This window comes from Cognatilysobacter tabacisoli, from assembly GCF_003586305.1.
GTDB lineage: Bacteria > Pseudomonadota > Gammaproteobacteria > Xanthomonadales > Xanthomonadaceae > Cognatilysobacter_A > Cognatilysobacter_A tabacisoli.
In genome coordinates, this window is the sequence record NZ_QXJI01000001.1 from 1,351,277 (window position 1) to 1,369,088 (window position 17,812).

Here is a 17,812-nt window from a genome sequence, read left to right on the forward strand (position 1 = left end):
ACGGCCGTCCCGCTCAGCGCAGCAGCGTGACGAACTCTTCCATCGCGACCGGGTGGCCGAGCCAGTAGCCCTGGGCGAGGTCGCAGCCGCGCTCGCGCAGGATCGCGTACTGGCCTTCCTTCTCGACGCCCTCGGCCACGACGGTGATGCCCAGCGAATGCGCCATCGCGATGATCGCGGTGGTCAGCGCGAGGTCGTCGGGGTCGCGCATGACGTCGGCGATGAAGCTGCGGTCGATCTTGACCCCGTCGACCGGCACCCGGCGCAGGTGGCTCAGGCCGGAGAAGCCGGTGCCGAAATCGTCCAGCCACACCTTGACGCCGGTGCTCTGCAGCCGGGTCAGCAGGTTGCTGGCGTGCAGCTCGTCGCCGAGCACGGCGGTTTCGGTCAGCTCGATGTGCAGGCGATCGGCGGCGAGTCCGGTGGCGGCCAGCGACTCGGCGACTTCCTGCGGCAGGTCGCCGCTGCGCAGCTGGCGCGGCGAGACGTTGACCGAGACGAACAGCGGCTCGCCGTGCGGGCGGATCGCCTGCCACTTCATCGCGTCGCGGCACGCCGCGCGCAGCACCTGCGGACCGAGCGTCTCGATCAGGCCGCTCTGCTCGGCGACCTCGATGAACACCGACGGCGCGATCATCCCCTGCTCCGGATGGCGCCAGCGCAGCAGCGCCTCGGCGCCGACCATCGCGCCGTCCTCGAGCCGGTACACCGGCTGGTAGACGAGGCTCAGCTCGCCACGGTCCCACGCCCCGCGCAGCTCCTGCTCCAGGTGCACGCGGCGCTCGACCGCCTGGTCCATCGCGCGGCTGTAGAAGCGATAGCAGTTCTTGCCGGCGACCTTGGCCTGGTACATCGCGATGTCGCCGTTCTTCATCAGCGCGGTCGCGCCGGACGCGTCTTCCGGGAACAGCGTGATGCCGACCGACGTGCCGAGGAACACCTGGCGGTCGTGGACGCGGATCGGCTGGCCGAGCTCGGCGACCAGCGCGTCGGCGAGCCGGCTCGCGGACCGGCGCACGTCGTCGCCCTGCACCAGGATGACGAACTCGTCGCCGCCGAAGCGCGCGAGCTCGGCGCCCTCGCCGCCGAGGCGCTCGACCGACTCGCGGATGCGGTTGGCGAACTGCAGCAGAACCTCGTCGCCGGCGTCGTGGCCAAGGGTGTCGTTGACCCGCTTGAAGTCGTCGATGTCGGCGAACAGCAGCGCCAGCTGGCGGCCGGCGCCGCGCAGCTGCAGCAGCCGCTGGTCGAGCACCTCGCGGAACTGCAGTCGGTTGCCGAGCCCGGTCAGGGCGTCGGTGTACGCCATCCGCCGGATCTCGCGGTTGTGCCGGGTCAGGCTGTCGCTCATGCGGCTGAAGGCCCGCATCAGGTCGCCGACCTCGTCGTTGCGGTTCGACTCGATCGCGTGGGCGGTCTCGAACTGGCCGGACTCGATCGTGCGCGCCATGTCGGCGAGCTGGCCGATCGGCTGCACGAGCCAGCGCTGCACCAGCCACAGCACCAGACCGCCGAGCGCGACCAGCGCCACGCTCAGCAGCGCGATCCAGCCGAGCTGGCGGCGGCCGAGGTCGTCGAGCCGCGTGCGCAGGTCGGCGACCGCGCTGTCCTGGTAGCGCCGGGCCTCGACCAGGTCGAAGCCGACCCGCACGCCGCCGATGCGCTCGTTGCCGATCAGGATCGGCGCCGACACGTCGAGGATGTCCTCGCTCCACTGCATGTGCAGCTGGCGCGCGGAGATCACCTCGAACGCGAGCGGATCGTCCATGCGCGTGCCGTAGCCGACGATCTCCTCGCTGCCGTCGTGCAGCACCTTGCCCTCGGCGTCGTAGACGGTGATGTAGCCGATGCCAGGCTGGCGCAGCGCGGCGCGCGCCATCACGCCCATCGCGTCGAGGTCGAAGTAGTAGACCGGGTTGGCCAGCGCCTCGGCCAGCTGGGTGACCATGCCCTCGCCGCGGCGGCGCAGGCTGGCGTTGGACATGCTGTCCATCGCCTCGCGGCTGACGTTCTCGACCTCGCCCTGCGAGCCTTCCTGCCGGCTCCACAGCAGCGCCATCAGCGTCAGCACGACGACCAGCGCCAGCGCCATCATCCCGAGGAAGCGGGCCTGCAGGCCGTAGCGCAGGCTCATTCGACCTCCGCGCGCACGCGGCTGACGCCGCTGGCGATGCGGTCGAGCGCCTGCCTGGACGCGTCGTCCAGCGGCAGGAAGCGGGTCGTGCCGAAGAAGCGCAGCAGCGCCTCGCCGGCATCGGGGTCGCCGGCCGCGTCGATCAGCACCTCGCGCAGCCGCGCCTCGACGCGGGGGTCAAGGTCGCCGCGCACCACCTCTATCGCGCGCGGGTACGCGGCGGTGCGGCCGATCGGCACCAGGTCGCGGCGGAACGCGGCCGGCATCCGGCGCGGGTTGTCCCAGTCGAGGTTGCTCATCGCGCCGACGTCGACCAGGCGCTTGTGCACCCAGGTCGCGATGTTGAGCTCCGAGCGGGCGAACAGGTAGCCGACCACGGCGCTGTCGAGCTTGTCGGTCGGCGACAGCAGCGGTTCGAGCGAGTAGCCGCGTTCGAGCAGTTCGGCGGCCGGGGCGAAGTACGCGCTGGTGGAGTTCGGCCGCTGGAACGCGACGCTGTGGCCCTTGAGGTCGTCCAGCGAGCGCAGGCCGCTGTCGCGGCGGGCGAAGAACACGCTGTGGTACTGGCTGGTGCCGTCGCGCTCGGTCAGCAGCAGCGGCCGGCCGCCGGCGCGCTGCTGCAGGATGGCGGCGGTGCCGGCGGTTTCAGTGACCCAGTCGACCCGCCCGCGGCGCAGGTAGCTGGCCATCTGCTGGGCGTCCTTGGCCATCAGGATGCGGCCCTCGCGGATGCCGACGTCGGCCATGCGCGGCACCACGTAGTCGAGCAGCGGCTTGAGCTGGTCGTAATGCGCCTTGGGGTCGTCGCTGATCCGTCCCAGCACCAGCACGCCGCCGTCGGCGGCCTGCGTCGGCGTCGGCAGAGCCAGGACCAGACCGAGCAGGACGAAAGCGAAGCGTCGCAGGCAGGCGATCAAGTACGGAGGTCCGGGCCGAGGCTGTGCCGCAGCCTAATCGAAACCGGCCGGCGCCGGTACCGCCGCGGTGCGTTTCGGCCGCCCGCCGGCGCGAATCGGCCCGCCGGACGGACGCCGCGCCTCAGCCGCGATCGCGCTGGCCGGCGAGCATCGCCATCCGCTCGACGTCGGCCAGTACGCCGCGCAGGATCCGCACCTCGCGCACGTCGAGGTCGGCGCGCAGGAAGATCCGCCGCAGCTTGCGCATGGCCGATTCGGGCGCGCGCCCCTTGTGGAAGTCGATCGCATCGAGCGCGTCGCCGAGCTGGGCGAAGAAGCCCTCGAGCTCGGCGTGCGACGCCGGCGGGTCGCGATCGCCGCCCGGCGCGGTGGCGGCACCGGCCATCGCCAGCACGGCCATGCGCAGTTCGTAGGTCAGCACCTGCACCGCCGCGGCGAGGTTCAGCGAGCTGTACCCCGGGTTGGCGGGAATGTGGATCGCCGCGTGGCACAGCTGCAGCTCGTCGTTCTCCAGCCCGGTCCGCTCGCGGCCGAACACCAGCGCCACCTCGGCGCCGCCGGCCGCCGCGGCCACGGCGCGCCCGGCGGCGTCCCGCGGGTCGTGCTCGTCCAGCGCGATGCGCCGGCTGCGGGCGGTGCAGCCGAGCACCAGCGTGCAGTCGGCGACGGCCTCGGCCAGGGTCGGCACCACGACCGCGGCGGCGAGCACGTCGTCGGCGCCGGCGGCCAGCGCGTAGGACTCGGCGTTGGGCGCCTTCTCCGGGGCGACGAGTACCAGGCGCTCCAGCCCCATCGTCTTCAGCGCGCGCGCCGCCGAGCCGATGTTGCCGGGGTGCTGGGTGCCGACCAGCACGATGCGCAGGCGCGCCGCGGCGCCGGAGGGCGTGGGGTCGGGGGTCGTGGGGTTGGGAGCCGGGCCGGTATTCATCGGGCGCAATGGTAAACTCCGCGCCCCGGACGCGAGCCGGACCGCTCTTTGCCGCCGCCAGCCGTTGCCCACCTCACCCCCGTCGAGGCCGTCGCTCCATGCAGAAACCCGCCGTCACCCTCATGGTCAAGGCCGCCCGCGCCGCCGGCAACGTGCTGCTCCGGCACATGCACAAGCTCGACGCGCTCAACGTGGTCGAGAAGGACCGGATGGACTTCGCCAGCGAAGTCGACGGCCTGGCCGAGAAGGAAATCATCAAGGAGTTCCGCAAGGCGACGCCGGACTACGCGATCCTCGGCGAGGAAAGCGGCGCCAGCGGCAAGGGCCGGTACACGTGGGTCATCGACCCGCTCGACGGCACCAGCAACTACCTGCGCGGCATCCCGCACTACTGCGTGTCGATCGCCCTGGTCGAGGCCGGCGAGCCGACCCACGGGGTCATCTTCGATCCGCTGCGCAACGAGCTGTTCACCGCCAGCCGCGGCAGCGGCGCGATGCTCAACGACAAGCGCATCCGCGTGGCCGACCGCAAGGACCTGTCCGGCGCGATGCTGATCACCGGCTTCCCGCCGCGCGAGCGCGCTCGCGCCAGCGCCCACCTGAAGTGCATCGACACCCTGCTGACCGAGGCCGAGGACATTCGCCGCACCGGCTCGGCCGCGCTCGACCTGGCCTACGTGGCCGCCGGTCGCGCCGACGCCTACTTCGAGGCCGGGGTGAAGCCGTGGGACATCGCCGCCGGCGTGCTGCTGGTGCGCGAGGCCGGCGGCAAGGTCAGCGACTTCCGCGGCCGCACGACGGGCCCGATGGACGAGCGCGGCATCGCCGGGCGTCCGCTGGTCGCCGGCAACATCAAGGTCGCCGAGCTGCTGCAGCAGCGGATCGTCGACACCGGCTACGCCGCCGCGCTCGACTGACGTGGTACGGCGCCGAGCCCGGGCGCCACGGTGACGCGAAAAGAAAAGGCCGCGCAGTGCGCGGCCTTTTCCATGCAGGCGCCGCCGGTCAGGGGCGGCGCGCCAGCGCCTCTTCGTCGCGGGCCTTCGGCAGCAGGTCCTGCTTGCTCGCGCCGAACCACAGCAGCAGCGGGCAGGCGACGAAGATCGTCGACACGGTGCCCAGCACGATACCGACGATCTGCGCCTCCGCCATGCCGCGCAGCGAGCCGCCGCCGTAGAGGTACAGGGCCACGACCGTCAGCAGCGCCACGAACGAGGTGATCACCGTGCGCGACAGCGTCTGGTTGATCGACTTGTTCAGCACCGTGATCGGGTCGGCGCGCATCGAGCGGAAGTTCTCGCGGACGCGGTCGAACACCACGATCGTGTCGTTGATCGAGAAGCCCATCACCGACAGCACGCCGGCCAGCACGGTGAGGTCGAACTCGTGCCCGGTGATCGCGAACCAGCCCAGCACGATCACGACGTCATGCAGCGTGGTGAGCACCGCGGCGATCGCGAACTTCTTCTCGAAGCGGAACGAGATGTAGATCAGGAAGCCGACGATCACGAAGATCAGCGCCCAGATGCCGTTCTGCGCCAGCTCGGCGCCGACCTGGGCGCCGACGGTCTCGCTGCGCAGCACGGTCACCGGGTCGTCCGGCGTCTGCACCGCCGATACCACCTTGCCGGTCAGCTCGCCGACCACGTTGGCGTCGCCGGACCCGGTGGTCTTCTGCCGGATCGAGATGTCGCTGCCGGCGCCGAGGTTCTGCACCTGCGCGTTCTCGAACCCGGCGCTCGCGAGCCGGGCGCGGATGTCGTCGACCTCGACCGGACGCTGGAAGCGCAGCTCGACCAGAGCGCCGCCGGTGAAGTCCAGCGCGAAGTTGAAGGTCTGGCCTTCGGTCGCCTTGTTGCCGGGCAGCGAGTTGACGACCATCGCGCCGATCGCCACCAGCAGCAGCGCCACGGCGATGCCGAGCGACACCCAGCGCAGGCGCATGAAGTCGAACTTGCTGTCGTACGGGAAAACGTTGAAAGGCTTCATCTGGGTCGTCCCGTCAGATCGCGATGGACTTGAGCTTGCGGCGGCGGCCGTAGATCAGCGTGGCCAGGCCGCGCGACACCGAGACGGCCGTGTACATCGAGGTCAGGATGCCGACGATCATCGCGATCGCGAAGCCCTTGACCGGGCCCTCGCCGAACGCGACCAGCGCGATGCCGGCGAGGATCGCCGTCAGGTTGGCGTCGGCGATCGTGCCCGAGGCCTTCTCGTAGCCGGTCGCGATCGCCGCCTGCGGCGGCATGCCGGCGCGCAGCTCCTCGCGGATGCGCTCGTTGATCAGCACGTTGGCGTCGACCGACATGCCGACCGTCAGCGCGATGCCGGCCAGGCCCGGCAGGCTGAGCGTGAAGCCGAACAGCGACATCACCGCGATCAGCATCAGCAGGTTGACCAGCAGCGCCAGGCAGGTGATCAGGCCGAACATGCGGTAGTACACGAGGAAGAACGCCAGCGCGAACAGGAACGAGAACGCCACGGCCTTGAGGCCGCGCTCGATGTTCTCGGCGCCGAGGCTCGGGCCGATGATGCGCTCCTCGATGAAGGTCATCGGCGCGGCCAGCGAGCCGGACTTCAGCAGCTTCGCGAGGTCGTCGGCCTCCTTGCGCGCCAGACCGGTGGTCTGGAACTGGCGGCCGAACGGCTCGTTGACGTTCGCCACCGAGATCACTTCCTCGCTGATCCGCGTCGTCTGCACTTCCTTGCCGTCGACGATGCGCAGCTCCGGGATGCGCTCGATGTACACCACCGCCATCGGCTTGCCGACGTTGTTGCTGGTGAAGTCGAACATGCGCTGGCCGGCGGCGGCGTTCAGCGTCACCGACACGGCCGGCGTGCCGCTGCGCGCGTCGGTGGCCGACTGGGCGCGCTCGACCTGATCGCCCGAGGCGATCAGGCGCTTGTTGAGGAGCACCGGGCGGCCCTGGCCGCCGTCGGGCGCACGCTCGTAGTACAGGCGCGCCTGCGGCGGCAGCAGGCCGGTCGCGGCCGCGTCGGCGGCATTGCCCTCGACGACGGCGCGGTACTCCAGCGTCGCCGTCGCGCCGATCATGCGCTTGGCCTCGGCGGTGTCCTGCACGCCCGGCAGCTCGATCACGACGCGGTCGGCGCCCTGGCGCTGCACCACCGGCTCGGCGACGCCGAGCGCGTTGACGCGGTTGCGCAGCGTGGTGACGTTCTGGTCGATCGCCTCGAGCGCGGCGCGGTTGAGCTCGGCCTGCGGCACGCGCACGGTGACGGTGTTGCCTTCCGACAGCGCGGTCAGCGTCGGCTGCGCGGTCGCGATCAGCTGGCGCGCCTCGTCGGCGGTGCCGGCGCCGGTCAGCGTGGCGACGATCGTGTCGGCGCCGCGGCGCTCGACCGAGTCGTAGCCCACGCGCTTGTCGCGCAGCACCGAGCGCACATCCTCGGCGATGGACTCCATGCGCTTGTCCAGCGCGGCCTGCTGGTCGACCTGCATCAGGAAGCGGACGCCGCCCTGCAGGTCGAGGCCGAGCAGCATCGGCTTGGCGTACAGGCGGCTGAGCCAGTCCGGCACGGTCGAGGCAAGGTTCAGCGCGACGATGTAGTCGCTGCCCAGGGCCGGGCGCAGCGCGTCGGCGGCCTTGACCTGCACGTCCGGCGCCGCGAGGCGCACGAGCAGGTCGTCCTGTTCGATCTCGACGGCCTTGGAGGGCACCCCGGCCTTGCCCAGCACGTCGACGACGCGCGCGCGCAGCGCCTCGTCGATCGGCGCGTTGCGCGCGGCGGTGACCTGCACCGAAGGATCCTGCGGGAAGATGTTGGGCACCGCGTACAGCGCGCTCAACACCAGCACGACGAGGATGACCACGTATTTCCAACGTGCGTAAGTCAGCATGGAGAACCCCTGCGGCGGCCGTCGTGGCCGCCGTCTTGCAAGTACGGTTGGCGGCGGATCAGGCCGACTTCAAGGTGCCCTTGGGCAGCACGTTGCCGATTGCGCCCTTCTGCACGCGGATGCGCACGTTGTCGGCGATCTCGACGGTGATGAAGTTCTCGCCGATGTCGGTGACCGTGCCGGCGATGCCGCCGTTGGTCAGCACTTCGTCGCCCTTGGCCAGCTTGTCGAGCATCGCGCGGTGCTCCTTCGCGCGCTTCATCTGCGGGCGGATCATCAGGAAGTACATGATGCCGATCAGCAGCACGGGGAACAGCAGCGACATGCCGAACCCGCCCTGCGGCGCGGCCGCGGCGGCCTGGGCGTGGGCGGGGGCGATGACGAGGTCGAGCAGGTTCATGTAGGCATCCTGGAGTGCGCAAATAGCGGGCGATTATGCCATGCGGCCCACCCGCGCCCGGCGGGGCCGGCCCGGGCACGCCGCGCGGCCGCGGCCGGGGTCCGGCCGGTCAGCCCGGCGGGACCGGCAGGCCCCGCGCGGCGTAGAAGGACCCGCGGAAGGCCTGGAAGGTTCCCGCAGCGATCGCCTCGCGCATCTGCGCCATCAGCCGCTGGTAGTAGCGCAGGTTGTGCAGGGTGCCGAGCATCGGCGCCAGCATCTCGTTGCAGCGGTCCAGGTGCCGCAGGTAGCTGCGGCTGAACCCGCGCGAGCAGGCGTAGCAGTCGCAGCCCTCCTCGATTGGCCGGAGGTCGCGCTCGTACTGCGCGTTGCGGACGCGCACGGTGCCGGTCGAGGTGAAGTAGTGGCCGTTGCGCGCGTTGCGGGTCGGCATCACGCAGTCGAACATGTCGATGCCGCGGGCGACGCCCTCGACGAGGTCCTCGGGCCGGCCGACGCCCATCAGGTAGCGCGGCCGGTCGGCCGGCAGCTGCGGGCAGGTGTGCTCGAGCATCGCATTCCGCTCGGCCTCGGGCTCGCCGACGGCGAGGCCGCCGATGGCGTAGCCGTCGAAGCCGATGTCGATCAGGGCCGCCGCCGAGCGCGTGCGCAGGTCATGGTGCACCCCGCCCTGCACGATCCCGAACAGCGCCGCGTCGTTGCCCTCGTGCGCGCGCTTGCTGCGCTGCGCCCAGCGCAGGCTCAGCTCCATAGACGTGCGCGCGACGTCCTCGGTGGCCGGGTACGGGGTGCACTCGTCGAAGATCATCACCACGTCCGAGTCGAGCACCTTCTGGATGTGCATGCTCTCCTCGGGACCGAGGAACACCTTGCTGCCGTCGGTCGGCGCGGCGAACGTCACGCCCTGCTCGGTGATCTTGCGCTTGTGCGCGAGCGAGAAGACCTGGAAGCCGCCGGAGTCGGTCAGGATCGGCCCGCTCCAGCGGCCGAAGCCGTGCAGTCCGCCGTGGTCGGCGATCACGTCCAGGCCGGGCCGCAGGTACAGGTGGAACGTGTTGCCGAGGATGATCTCGGCGCCGAGCTCGCGGACCTGCTCGGGCATCACGCCCTTGACCGAGCCGTACGTGCCGACCGGCATGAACGCCGGCGTCTCGACAGTGCCGCGCGGGAACGCCAGCCGGCCGCGACGCGCGGCGCCGTCGGTGGCGAGCAGGTCGAAGCCCATGCGGCTGCCAGTGGTCGCGCTCATGCGGGCGCCCCGTCGTGGACGGCCGCGAACAGCAGCATCGCGTCGCCGTACGAGAAGAAGCGGTAGCGCGCGGCGATGGCGTGCGCGTACGCGTCGAACACGCGCGCCTTGCCGGCAAAGGCGGAGACCATCATCAGCAAGGTGCTTTCCGGCAGGTGGAAGTTGGTGACCATCGCGTCGACCGCGGTGATCCGGTAGCCCGGCAGGATGAACAGGCGGGTCTCGCCGGCGTACGGCTGCAGCTCGCGCTCGCCGGCGTCGTTGGTGCGGGTGGCCGACTCGAGCGCGCGCACGACCGTGGTGCCGACGCCGATGACGCGGCGCCCGGCGGCGCGCGCGCGGCGCACGCGCTCGACCAGCTCGGCGCCGACGTTGAGCCACTCGCTGTGCATCACGTGCTGGGACAGGTCGTCGACGCGCACCGGCTGGAACGTGCCGGCGCCGACGTGCAGCGTCACGTGGCCGAACTCGACCCCGCGCGCGGCCAGCGTCGCCAGCAGCGCCTCGTCGAAATGCAGGCCGGCCGTCGGCGCGGCGACCGCGCCCGGCGTGCGCGCGAACACCGTCTGGTAGCGCTCGCTGTCGTCGTGGCCCGGCTCGCGCTGGATGTACGGCGGAAGCGGCAGGCGGCCGGCGTGCAGCAGCCACGACTCCAGCGATTCGGGCACGTGGAACTCGAGCACGTAGAACTCGCCGTCGCGGCCGAGCACCTCGGCCTCGCCGCCGGCATCGAGCGCGATGCGGGCGCCGGGCCTGGGCGACTTGCTGACGCCCAGCTGCGCGCGCGCGCGCTGGCCGCCGAGCAGCCGCTCGATCAGGATCTCGACGCGCCCACCGCTGGCCTTGTGCCCGAACAGCCGCGCCGGGATCACCCGGGTGTCGTTGAACACCAGCAGGTCGCCCGCCTGCAGCAGGTCGGGCAGCTCGGCGAACGCGCGGTCCTCGAACGGCGCGTCGCCCGGCGGCACGACCAGCAGGCGGCTATCGGTGCGCCCGGCCAGCGGCGCCTGGGCGATCAGCTCGGGGGGCAGGTCGTAGTGGAACTCGGACTTCTTCAAGGCGGGATTTCTTCGGGGCCGCCGCGGGCACGGACGCGGGGCGGCGGACAGGGCCGCGCATTGTAGGCCGACCGGCGCCCCGGCCCGGACGCGCGCGCCGCCTGACCCGGGCGGAGCCGGCCCCCTAGCGCTCGAACTTGGCCGACAGGATGATCGAGGTCGTGGTCCGCTCGACCCCGTCGAGCGCGCCGATCGCGTCGGTCAGCGCGTCCATGTCGGCGACCGACGGCACCACCGCCAGCGCGACCAGGTCGAAGGCGCCGCTGACCGAATGCAGCGAGCGCAGCGCCGGCATCGCCCGCAGCGCCTCGACCACCGCCGGCATCTGCTTGGGCAGCACCGTGACCAGCAGGTGGGCGCGGATGTGGCCGCGCTCGGCCGCCTCGTTGACCCGGACCGTGTAGCCGGCGATCACGCCTTGGCGCTCGAGCCGTTCGATCCGGCTCTGCACCGTGGTCCGCGACAGCCCGAGCCGCCGGGCGATCTCGGCGGTCGAGGCCCGCGCGTCCTCGCGCAGGACGCTGAGCAGCTGCTGGTCGACGTCGGTGATCTTCATCGGCAGGGTTCCGGGACGGATCGACGCACGATTTCGTCGATCTGCCGAAATATAGGCGAATTTCGTCGAATCATGGGCTACCGATCGCCGCGCCGATCCCGAATAATGGCCGGATGCCCCAGATTCCGGAGACCCCGATGGCCGCCACCGACCTGCTCGCCCCGCTTCGCGCCCACGGGGGCCGCCGCCGCACCGTCGGCCTCGACGACGCGGTCGTCGAGCGCTTCGCCGCGACCCACCCCGAGCTGGCCGAGGTCATCGCCGCCGCCGCGACCGAGTACGCACGCGTCCGCGACGAGCTGCCGGAGCTGCTCGACCTCGACGAGGACGCCCAGCTGCAGGCGGTGCAGGCCGGCTTCGTCAACTTCTACGCCGACGACGCGGTCAACCCGTACGTGGCCCTGGCCGCGCGCGGGCCGTGGATCGTCACGCTGAAGGGCGCCGTCGTCCACGACTCTGGCGGCTACGGCATGCTCGGCCTCGGCCACGCGCCGGCCGCGGTGATCGCGGCGATGGCCAAGCCGCAGGCGATGGCCAACATCATGACCCCGTCGCTGTCGCAGCTGCGCTTCGACCGCGCGCTGCGCGCGGCGCTCGGCATCACCCGCGACGGCTGCCCGTACGCGAAGTTCCTGTGCCTGAATTCCGGCTCGGAGTCGGTGTCCCTCGCCGGCCGCATCGCCGACACCAACACCAAGCTGATGACCGACCCGGGCGCGCCGCACGCCGGCCGCAAGATCCGGCGCATCGCGGTCAAGGGCAGCTTCCACGGCCGCACCGAGCTGCCGGCGATGTATTCGGACTCGTCGCGCAAGACCTACGAGCAGCACCTGGGCAGCTACCGCTACCACGCCGACCAGCTGATCACGATCGAGCCGTACGACATCGACCAGCTGCGCAAGGCCTTCGCCGACGCCGACGCGAACGGCTGGCACATCGAGGCGATGTTCCTCGAGCCGGTGATGGGCGAAGGCGACCCCGGCCGCAGCGTGCCTCGCGCGTTCTACGAGGCCGCGCGCCAGCTGACCCGCGACCACGGCACCCTGCTGCTGGTCGATTCGATCCAGGCCGGCCTGCGCGCGCACGGCGTGCTGTCGATCGTCGACTACGCCGGCTTCGAGGGCATCGATCCGCCGGACATGGAGACCTACTCGAAGGCGCTCAACGCCGGCCAGTACCCGCTGTCGGTGCTCGCGGTGAACCAGCGCGCCGCCGACCTCTACAAGAAGGGCCTGTACGGCAACACGATGACGACCAACCCGCGCGCGCTCGACGTCGCCTGCGCGGTGCTCGAGCAGATCACCCCCGCGCTGCGCGAGAACATCCGCGCCCGCGGCGCCGAGGCGATCGAGAAGCTCGAGCAGCTCAAGGCCGAGCTCGGCGGGATGATCACCAAGGTCCAGGGCACCGGCCTGCTGTTCTCGTGCGAGCTGTCGCCGGAGTTCAAGTGCTACGGCACCGGCTCGACCGAGGAATGGCTGCGCGAGCACGGCATCGGCGTGATCCACGGCGGCGCGAACTCGCTGCGCTTCACCCCGCCCTTCACGATCACCAGCGAAGAGCTCGAGCTGCTCGTGTCGATGGTCGGCCGCGCACTGCGCGAAGGCCCGCGCGCGCGGCAGGCAGCGGCCGCGTAAGCAGCCGCCACCGCCGCACCACCGCGTGAAGGCCGGGGAGACCCGGCCTTCGCCGTGTGCGGCGTCCGCCCGCAACCGATGTGCCGGCTTCGCTAGACTCGCGGCATCTTCCGCCGGGCCCGCGCGCATGAAAGTCGTCGAAGTCCGCCACCCGCTGGTCCAGCACAAGCTCGGCCTGATGCGCGTGGCCGGGATCAGCACCAAGGAGTTCCGCGAACTCGCGTCCGAGGTCGCCACCCTGCTGACGTACGAGGCCACCGCCGACCTCGAGACCGAAGCGCACGAGGTCACCGGCTGGTCCGGCACGCCGATCACGACCCAGCGCATCAAGGGCGCCAAGGTCACCCTGGTGCCGATCCTGCGCGCGGGGCTGGGCATGCTGCCTGGCGTGCTCGAGTTGATCCCCGCGGCCAAGGTCGGCGTGGTCGGGCTGCAGCGCGACGAGGGGACGCTGCTGCCGGTCGGCTACTACGAGAAGCTGACCGGACGCATGGTCGAGCGCACGGCGCTGATCCTCGACCCGATGCTGGCCACCGGCGGCACGCTGATCGCCACCGTCGACATGCTCAAGGCCGCCGGCTGCACCCGCATCAAGGGCCTGTTCCTGGTCGCCGCGCCGGAGGGTCTGCGCGCGCTCGAGGCGCGGCACCCGGACGTCGAGGTCTACACCGCGTCGATCGACGAGCGGCTCAACGACGTCGGCTACATCCTGCCGGGCCTCGGCGACGCCGGCGACAAGATCTTCGGCACCAAGCACGACTGACGGCGCGGCGCGCTCAGTGCGGCGCCGCAGCCTGCCGGCGGTGCCGGCGCTGGCGCGCGATGAACAGCGCCACCACCAGCAGCGCGATACCGGCGAACCACGGCCACAGCCGCTGGGTCGGCTCGGGCTCCGGGTCGGGTTCCGGCAGCACCACCGCGGTGGGCGCACGCGCGATCGCCTCGCTGGCCGCGCGCGTCGGCACCCACGCGCCGCCGCGCAGCGTCACGCGGCCGAGCAGCGGCGGCAGCACCAGCTCGCGCCAGGTGACGCGCAGGTCGCCGATCTGCGGATCCAGCGGATTTTCCGCGCTGCCCAGTCCGTCGCCCTCCGGTTGGAATGTCGCCGAAAGGTTGCCGGGCAGCCGCGAGAAGCTCGGGCGGAACACGCGCCACTGCCCGAGCGAGCGCAGCACCGCATCGTCGAGCGGGCGGCCGTCGAAGGTCGCATCGCGCGTCCACCAGCGCCGGCTGCGCAGCGGCACCCGCGTCGGATTCTCGTGGCCGGGGGCGAAGCCGCTCGAGTCGATCAGCGCCTCGTTCCACACCGGCACGTAGCGATCGCCGTCGCGACGCCACTGGTACATCTCGACGCGCCGCTCCAGTCCGAACGCGCGCGTGGTCACGCGGAAATCGTCGTCCGCGACCGGCGTGCCGGGGCGCGGTTCGGCATCGGCGGCGGGCTGTTGCGCGGTCGCCGGCCACGCGGACAGCAGCGACAGCAGCAGTCCGGCGGCCGCGCGCAGGATCACGCGGCCAGCGCCCGCGCGTGCAGTTCCGCCACTTCGTGCGCGGTGCCGTAGCGGCCCTTGGCGTCCACCACGACCTGGGCCAGCGCGCAGCCCGGGTCGTGGGTAAAGAACAGATGCACGTTGCGCGCGCGCATGTCGGCGAGGAACGCCTTCTTCTCGTCGATCAGCAGCTCGGCGTTGCGGTCGTAGCCCATCGTGATCGGCACGTGCACCCACGGCCGCCCGGGGATCAGGTCGGCGCAGAACACCACGCCGCCGTGCGGCTGGCCGTCGACGGTTTCCGGCCCGACGATCTCGGCGAGCATCAGCCCCGGCGTGTGGCCGTCGCTGAAGTGGAAGCGCACCGAGTCGCCGAGGGCGGCGCAGTGCTCACCGTCGACCAGCTCGAGCCGCCCGCTGGATTCCAGCAGCGCCGGCAATTCCGGGATGAAGCTGGCGCGGTCGCGCGCATGCGGCGCAATCGCGCGCTCCCAGTGCGAGCGGCCGACGACGAACGTCGCGTTCGGGAACAGCAGCCGCGGCGGCTGCCCGTCTTCCCACGGCGCGAGCAGCCCGCCGGCGTGGTCGAAATGCAGGTGCGACAGCACCACCACGTCGATGTCGTCCGGCGTGAAGCCGGCGGCGGCCAGCGACTCGACCAGCACGTGGCGGTCCTCGACCACGCCGAAGCGCTCGCGCAGCTTGGGCTCGAAAAACGCGCCGATGCCGGTCTCGAACAGCACCGTCTTGCCGTTGAGCGGGCTGGCGAGCAGCGCGCGGCACGCCAGCGGCACGCGGTTCCCCTCGTCGGGCGGCAGCCACTGCGCCCACATCGCGCGCGGCGCGTTGCCGAACATCGCGCCGCCATCGAGCTTCTGGCTGTTTCCCAGCAGCGACCAGAGTTTCATCGTCGACTCCTGTGCAGCACGCGGCGCGTCGATCGCGCCCGTCGCGCCCATGATCGGCGATCGCGTGGCGCAGGGAAACCTCGACGCGCCGGCGTGGCGCATTCATCCGCGCGCCGCGGCGCGTGCCTCAGCGGGCGGCGCGCGCCTCGACCCGCGCCTTGCCGACCGGATTGCGCGGGTCGGCACCGCCGTGCAGCGTGTTGGTCGCGCGGTCCCACTCGACCGTCTGCAGGTTGCCCCAGGTGTCGCTGGAGCGCTGTCCGTTGGCGGCTTCCTTCGGCTCGTTGACCGTGTGGCCCATCGCGCGCAGCGCGGCGATGACGTCCGGCGCGAGCGCGCCGCGCTCGATCGAGATCGCGTCCGGCTGCCACTGGTGGTGGAAGCGCGGCAAGGCGGCGACCGCCTGCGCGTCGAGCCCGTCGGCGTAGCCGAGCGCGCCGAGCAGCACCATCGTGATGATCCGGCTGCCGCCGGGCGTGCCGAGCACGGCGACGCGCCCGGGCGAGACCATGAACGTCGGCGTCATCGAGCTGAGCATGCGCTTGCCCGGCGCCGGCGCGTTCGCGTCGTAGCCCATCACGCCGAACGCGTTGGGCGTGCCGGCCTTCAGCGCGAAGTCGTCCATCTCGTTGTTCAGCAGCACGCCGGTGCCGGGCGGGATCAGGCCCGAACCGAACAGCAGGTTGACCGTCTGCGTGCCGGCGACGCGGTTGCCGTCGGCATCGATGATCGAGAAGTGGGTCGTGTCCTCGTCCTCGAGCGGCGTCGGCGCGCCCGACAGCAGTTCGCTCGGCGTCGCCTTGTCGGGATTGATCGACGCGCGCAGGCCGGCGGCGTAGGCCGGGTGCGCCAGCGTCTCGACGGGCACGTCGACGAAGTCCGGATCGCCGAGATAGAAGGTGCGGTCGCGGAATGCGCGGCGCATCGCCTCGACGGTCAGGTGCGTGCGCTGGGTAGGCGAGAGCTTCGCGAGGTCCCACGGCGCCAGCACCTGCATCATCTGCGCCAGCGCGATGCCGCCGGACGACGGCGGCGGCGCGGTGACGACTTCCCAGCCGTCGTAGGCGAAGCGCAGCGGCTCCCGCTCGCGCACGGCGTAGCCGGCCAGCTCCTGCGCGGTCCACTTGCCGCCCTCGGCGGCGACGCCGGCGAGCAGCCGCTCGGCCGTGACGCCGCGGTAGAAGCCGTCGAAGCCGTTGGCGGCAAGCCGCTCGAGCGTGGCGGCCAGCTCGGGCTGCTTCAGCAGTTCGCCGTCCTGCGGCGGGTCGCCGTCGGCGAGGAACACCGCGCGCGTGCCGGGGAAGCGCTCCATGACCTCGCGCCGCGCCGCGTAGCCGCGCGACAGTCGCGTGTACACCGGGAACCCGTCGCGGGCGATGCGGATCGCCGGCGCCAGCGTCGCCTTCAGCGGCAGCTTGCCGTAGCGCCTGGACAGGTGGACCAGCGCCGCCGGCAGGCCGGGGATGCCGGCCGCCCACGGGCCGTTGGTCGCGCGGTCGCGGTCGAGCGCGCCCTTGGCGTCCAGGTACGACGCGGCCGTCGCCGCGGCGGGCGCGGTCTCACGCGCGTCGATGAATACGTCGCGGCCCTTGCGCGCGTCGTGCAGCAGGTAGAAGCCGCCGCCGCCGAGGCCCGAACTGATCGGCTCGACCACCGACAGCACCGACGACACCGCAACCGCGGCGTCGAACGCGTTGCCGCCGGCGCGCAGGACCTCGAAGCCGGCGTCGGTCGCCAGCGCGTGGGCGCTGGCGATCGCCGCCCCGGGAGGGCGCTTGGCGGGCGCGCGACCGTCGGCCGCCGACGCGGTCGCGAAGGCAAGGCACAGCACCGCGGCGACCACGCCACGCATCGCGATACGCATCAGGCGGACTCCTGCTGCAGGCGGGCCAGCTTGGCCAGCAGCTGTTCGTTGGATTCGGGGAAGGCCGGGTCGGGATCGATGCACTCGACCGGGCAGACGACCACGCACTGCGGTTCGTCGAAGTGCCCGACGCATTCGGTGCAGCGCGCCGGGTCGATCACGTAGATGGTTTCGCCCTGCGAGATCGCCTGGTTCGGGCAGGCCGGTTCACAGACGTCGCAGTTGACGCACAGCTCGTTGATCTTGAGGGACATCGTCGGGCCTGTGGCCGCCGGTCGCCCGGCGGCCACGCGGACGCATTACTTGGCTTCGATGAAGCGGTAGTCGACGCCGGCCGGGGTCACGGCGGCCTTGACGCGCTCGTTGTCGGCGGCGTCGCCGATGAACAGCACGCGCACGCCCTTCATCGAGGCGGCGTCGACCTTCGAGAACGCGGCAACGACCAGGTCGGCCATCTTCGCCGACTCCGGGCCGCCGAAGGCCAGCAGGTTGCCTTCGATGATGCCGCGACCGACGTCGCCCTGCGCCTTCTCGAGCTGGCGGTCGTACGCGCCCTGGAAATCGGCCGCCGTCGAGGCCGGCAGCGTGTACAGGTACGGCGTCGAGTTGATGCCTTCCATGTTGCGCTTGACGACGTCGACCAGATACGCGCTCCACGCGCTCTCGTCCTGCGTGGTCGGTGCCGTCAGCGGCGCGGCTTCGGCCTGCTGCGGCGCTTCTTCCTTCTTGCACGCGGCCAGCATCGGCAGCACGAGGCAGGCGATCAGCAGCAGGCGGTTGGTAAAGGTCTTCATGTTCGTCCCCGTGGT

The 17,812-nt window shown here is 71.6% G+C and carries 17 protein-coding genes; 3 read left to right on the forward strand and 14 right to left on the reverse strand.

All coding sequences use genetic code 11. From position 1 onward, the window contains the following. Positions 1-13: 13 nt before the first annotated feature. From D3A60_RS10825 to D3A60_RS10835, 3 genes are all read right to left on the reverse strand, one after another. Positions 14-2,134, reverse strand: coding sequence for a putative bifunctional diguanylate cyclase/phosphodiesterase (locus D3A60_RS10825; RefSeq protein WP_119718669.1), 2,121 nt, complete (start codon positions 2,132-2,134; stop codon positions 14-16). Beyond that, the gene (locus tag D3A60_RS10830) at positions 2,131-3,051 is read right to left on the reverse strand and encodes a phosphate/phosphite/phosphonate ABC transporter substrate-binding protein (RefSeq protein ID WP_407062768.1); all 921 of its coding nucleotides are present in this window, start codon (positions 3,049-3,051) and stop codon (positions 2,131-2,133) included. The genes D3A60_RS10825 and D3A60_RS10830 overlap by 4 nt, the downstream gene beginning before the upstream one ends. Positions 3,052-3,172: 121 nt before the next feature. Then, positions 3,173-3,979 (reverse strand): RNA methyltransferase, encoded by an 807-nt coding sequence (locus D3A60_RS10835; protein WP_119718670.1) that lies wholly within the window; start codon positions 3,977-3,979, stop codon positions 3,173-3,175. 98 nt (positions 3,980-4,077) lie between these two features. Here D3A60_RS10835 and D3A60_RS10840 point away from each other — a divergent pair, with 98 nt between their 5' ends. Further along, positions 4,078-4,896: an inositol monophosphatase family protein gene (locus D3A60_RS10840; protein WP_119718671.1), complete on the forward strand. Its 819-nt coding sequence runs from the start codon at positions 4,078-4,080 to the stop codon at positions 4,894-4,896. Between the two features lie 88 nt (positions 4,897-4,984). Here the strand turns inward: D3A60_RS10840 and secF are convergent, their stop codons facing one another. The 6 genes from secF to D3A60_RS10870 form a co-directional block, all read right to left on the reverse strand. Further along, entirely contained in the window at positions 4,985-5,968 is a 984-nt protein-coding gene (gene secF, locus D3A60_RS10845) for a protein translocase subunit SecF (RefSeq protein WP_119718672.1), read from the reverse strand. A gap of 13 nt (positions 5,969-5,981) precedes the next feature. Next, positions 5,982-7,841 carry a protein translocase subunit SecD gene (gene secD / locus D3A60_RS10850; RefSeq protein ID WP_119718673.1) on the reverse strand — a complete coding sequence of 620 codons (1,860 nt, stop codon included), beginning with the start codon at positions 7,839-7,841 and terminating at the stop codon, positions 5,982-5,984. 58 nt (positions 7,842-7,899) lie between these two features. Beyond that, the gene (gene yajC / locus D3A60_RS10855) at positions 7,900-8,241 is read right to left on the reverse strand and encodes a preprotein translocase subunit YajC (protein ID WP_119718674.1); all 342 of its coding nucleotides are present in this window, start codon (positions 8,239-8,241) and stop codon (positions 7,900-7,902) included. Between the two features lie 109 nt (positions 8,242-8,350). After that, positions 8,351-9,490: a tRNA guanosine(34) transglycosylase Tgt gene (tgt, locus tag D3A60_RS10860; protein WP_119718675.1), complete on the reverse strand. Its 1,140-nt coding sequence runs from the start codon at positions 9,488-9,490 to the stop codon at positions 8,351-8,353. Then, on the reverse strand, positions 9,487-10,548 hold the full coding sequence (queA, locus tag D3A60_RS10865; protein WP_119718676.1) for a tRNA preQ1(34) S-adenosylmethionine ribosyltransferase-isomerase QueA: 1,062 nt from the start codon (positions 10,546-10,548) through the stop codon (positions 9,487-9,489). The genes tgt and queA overlap by 4 nt, the downstream gene beginning before the upstream one ends. 124 nt (positions 10,549-10,672) lie before the next feature. Further along, positions 10,673-11,104, reverse strand: a complete 432-nt coding sequence (locus D3A60_RS10870) for an Lrp/AsnC family transcriptional regulator (protein WP_119718677.1) — start codon at positions 11,102-11,104, stop codon at positions 10,673-10,675. Positions 11,105-11,241: 137 nt separating this feature from the next. On the opposite strand from D3A60_RS10870, the gene D3A60_RS10875 reads away from it, so the two are divergent. Both D3A60_RS10875 and upp read left to right on the forward strand, forming a co-directional pair. Then, positions 11,242-12,741 carry an aminotransferase class III-fold pyridoxal phosphate-dependent enzyme gene (locus D3A60_RS10875; RefSeq protein ID WP_119718678.1) on the forward strand — a complete coding sequence of 500 codons (1,500 nt, stop codon included), beginning with the start codon at positions 11,242-11,244 and terminating at the stop codon, positions 12,739-12,741. A 127-nt stretch (positions 12,742-12,868) separates the two neighbouring features. Then, on the forward strand, positions 12,869-13,504 hold the full coding sequence (gene upp / locus D3A60_RS10880) for a uracil phosphoribosyltransferase (protein ID WP_119718679.1): 636 nt from the start codon (positions 12,869-12,871) through the stop codon (positions 13,502-13,504). A gap of 13 nt (positions 13,505-13,517) precedes the next feature. Here upp and D3A60_RS10885 read toward each other — a convergent pair whose 3' ends face one another. The 5 genes from D3A60_RS10885 to D3A60_RS10905 form a co-directional block, all read right to left on the reverse strand. Then, a complete protein-coding gene (locus D3A60_RS10885; RefSeq protein ID WP_119718680.1) occupies positions 13,518-14,252 on the reverse strand; it encodes a TMEM43 family protein in 735 nt (244 codons plus the stop codon). Next, a complete protein-coding gene (locus D3A60_RS10890; RefSeq protein ID WP_119719085.1) occupies positions 14,249-15,139 on the reverse strand; it encodes an MBL fold metallo-hydrolase in 891 nt (296 codons plus the stop codon). Before D3A60_RS10890 ends, D3A60_RS10885 begins: the two co-directional genes overlap by 4 nt. A gap of 127 nt (positions 15,140-15,266) precedes the next feature. After that, positions 15,267-17,003, reverse strand: a complete 1,737-nt coding sequence (gene ggt / locus D3A60_RS10895; protein ID WP_231120472.1) for a gamma-glutamyltransferase — start codon at positions 17,001-17,003, stop codon at positions 15,267-15,269. Beyond that, on the reverse strand, positions 17,003-17,257 hold the full coding sequence (locus D3A60_RS10900) for a YfhL family 4Fe-4S dicluster ferredoxin (protein ID WP_119718681.1): 255 nt from the start codon (positions 17,255-17,257) through the stop codon (positions 17,003-17,005). Before D3A60_RS10900 ends, ggt begins: the two co-directional genes overlap by 1 nt. A gap of 45 nt (positions 17,258-17,302) precedes the next feature. Beyond that, complete coding sequence (locus D3A60_RS10905; RefSeq protein WP_119718682.1) at positions 17,303-17,797, reverse strand: hypothetical protein; 495 nt, start codon at positions 17,795-17,797, stop codon at positions 17,303-17,305. Between the last annotated feature and the right edge of the window lie 15 nt (positions 17,798-17,812).

Excerpts from the sequence above, each read along its gene's own strand:
- D3A60_RS10905 (WP_119718682.1), bottom strand. The coding sequence starts at position 17,797 with ATGAAGACCTTTACCAACCGCCTGCTGCTGATCGCCTGCCTCGTGCTG.
- D3A60_RS10835 (WP_119718670.1), bottom strand. The coding sequence starts at position 3,979 with ATGAATACCGGCCCGGCTCCCAACCCCACGACCCCCGACCCCACGCCC.
- upp (WP_119718679.1), top strand. The coding sequence starts at position 12,869 with ATGAAAGTCGTCGAAGTCCGCCACCCGCTGGTCCAGCACAAGCTCGGC.
- yajC (WP_119718674.1), bottom strand. The coding sequence starts at position 8,241 with ATGAACCTGCTCGACCTCGTCATCGCCCCCGCCCACGCCCAGGCCGCC.
- D3A60_RS10870 (WP_119718677.1), bottom strand. The coding sequence starts at position 11,104 with ATGAAGATCACCGACGTCGACCAGCAGCTGCTCAGCGTCCTGCGCGAG.
- D3A60_RS10840 (WP_119718671.1), top strand. The coding sequence starts at position 4,078 with ATGCAGAAACCCGCCGTCACCCTCATGGTCAAGGCCGCCCGCGCCGCC.
- tgt (WP_119718675.1), bottom strand. The coding sequence starts at position 9,490 with ATGAGCGCGACCACTGGCAGCCGCATGGGCTTCGACCTGCTCGCCACC.
- D3A60_RS10890 (WP_119719085.1), bottom strand. The coding sequence starts at position 15,139 with ATGAAACTCTGGTCGCTGCTGGGAAACAGCCAGAAGCTCGATGGCGGC.
- D3A60_RS10875 (WP_119718678.1), top strand. The coding sequence starts at position 11,242 with ATGGCCGCCACCGACCTGCTCGCCCCGCTTCGCGCCCACGGGGGCCGC.
- D3A60_RS10900 (WP_119718681.1), bottom strand. The coding sequence starts at position 17,257 with ATGTCCCTCAAGATCAACGAGCTGTGCGTCAACTGCGACGTCTGTGAA.
- secF (WP_119718672.1), bottom strand. The coding sequence starts at position 5,968 with ATGAAGCCTTTCAACGTTTTCCCGTACGACAGCAAGTTCGACTTCATG.
- ggt (WP_231120472.1), bottom strand. The coding sequence starts at position 17,003 with ATGCGTATCGCGATGCGTGGCGTGGTCGCCGCGGTGCTGTGCCTTGCC.
- D3A60_RS10825 (WP_119718669.1), bottom strand. The coding sequence starts at position 2,134 with ATGAGCCTGCGCTACGGCCTGCAGGCCCGCTTCCTCGGGATGATGGCG.
- secD (WP_119718673.1), bottom strand. The coding sequence starts at position 7,841 with ATGCTGACTTACGCACGTTGGAAATACGTGGTCATCCTCGTCGTGCTG.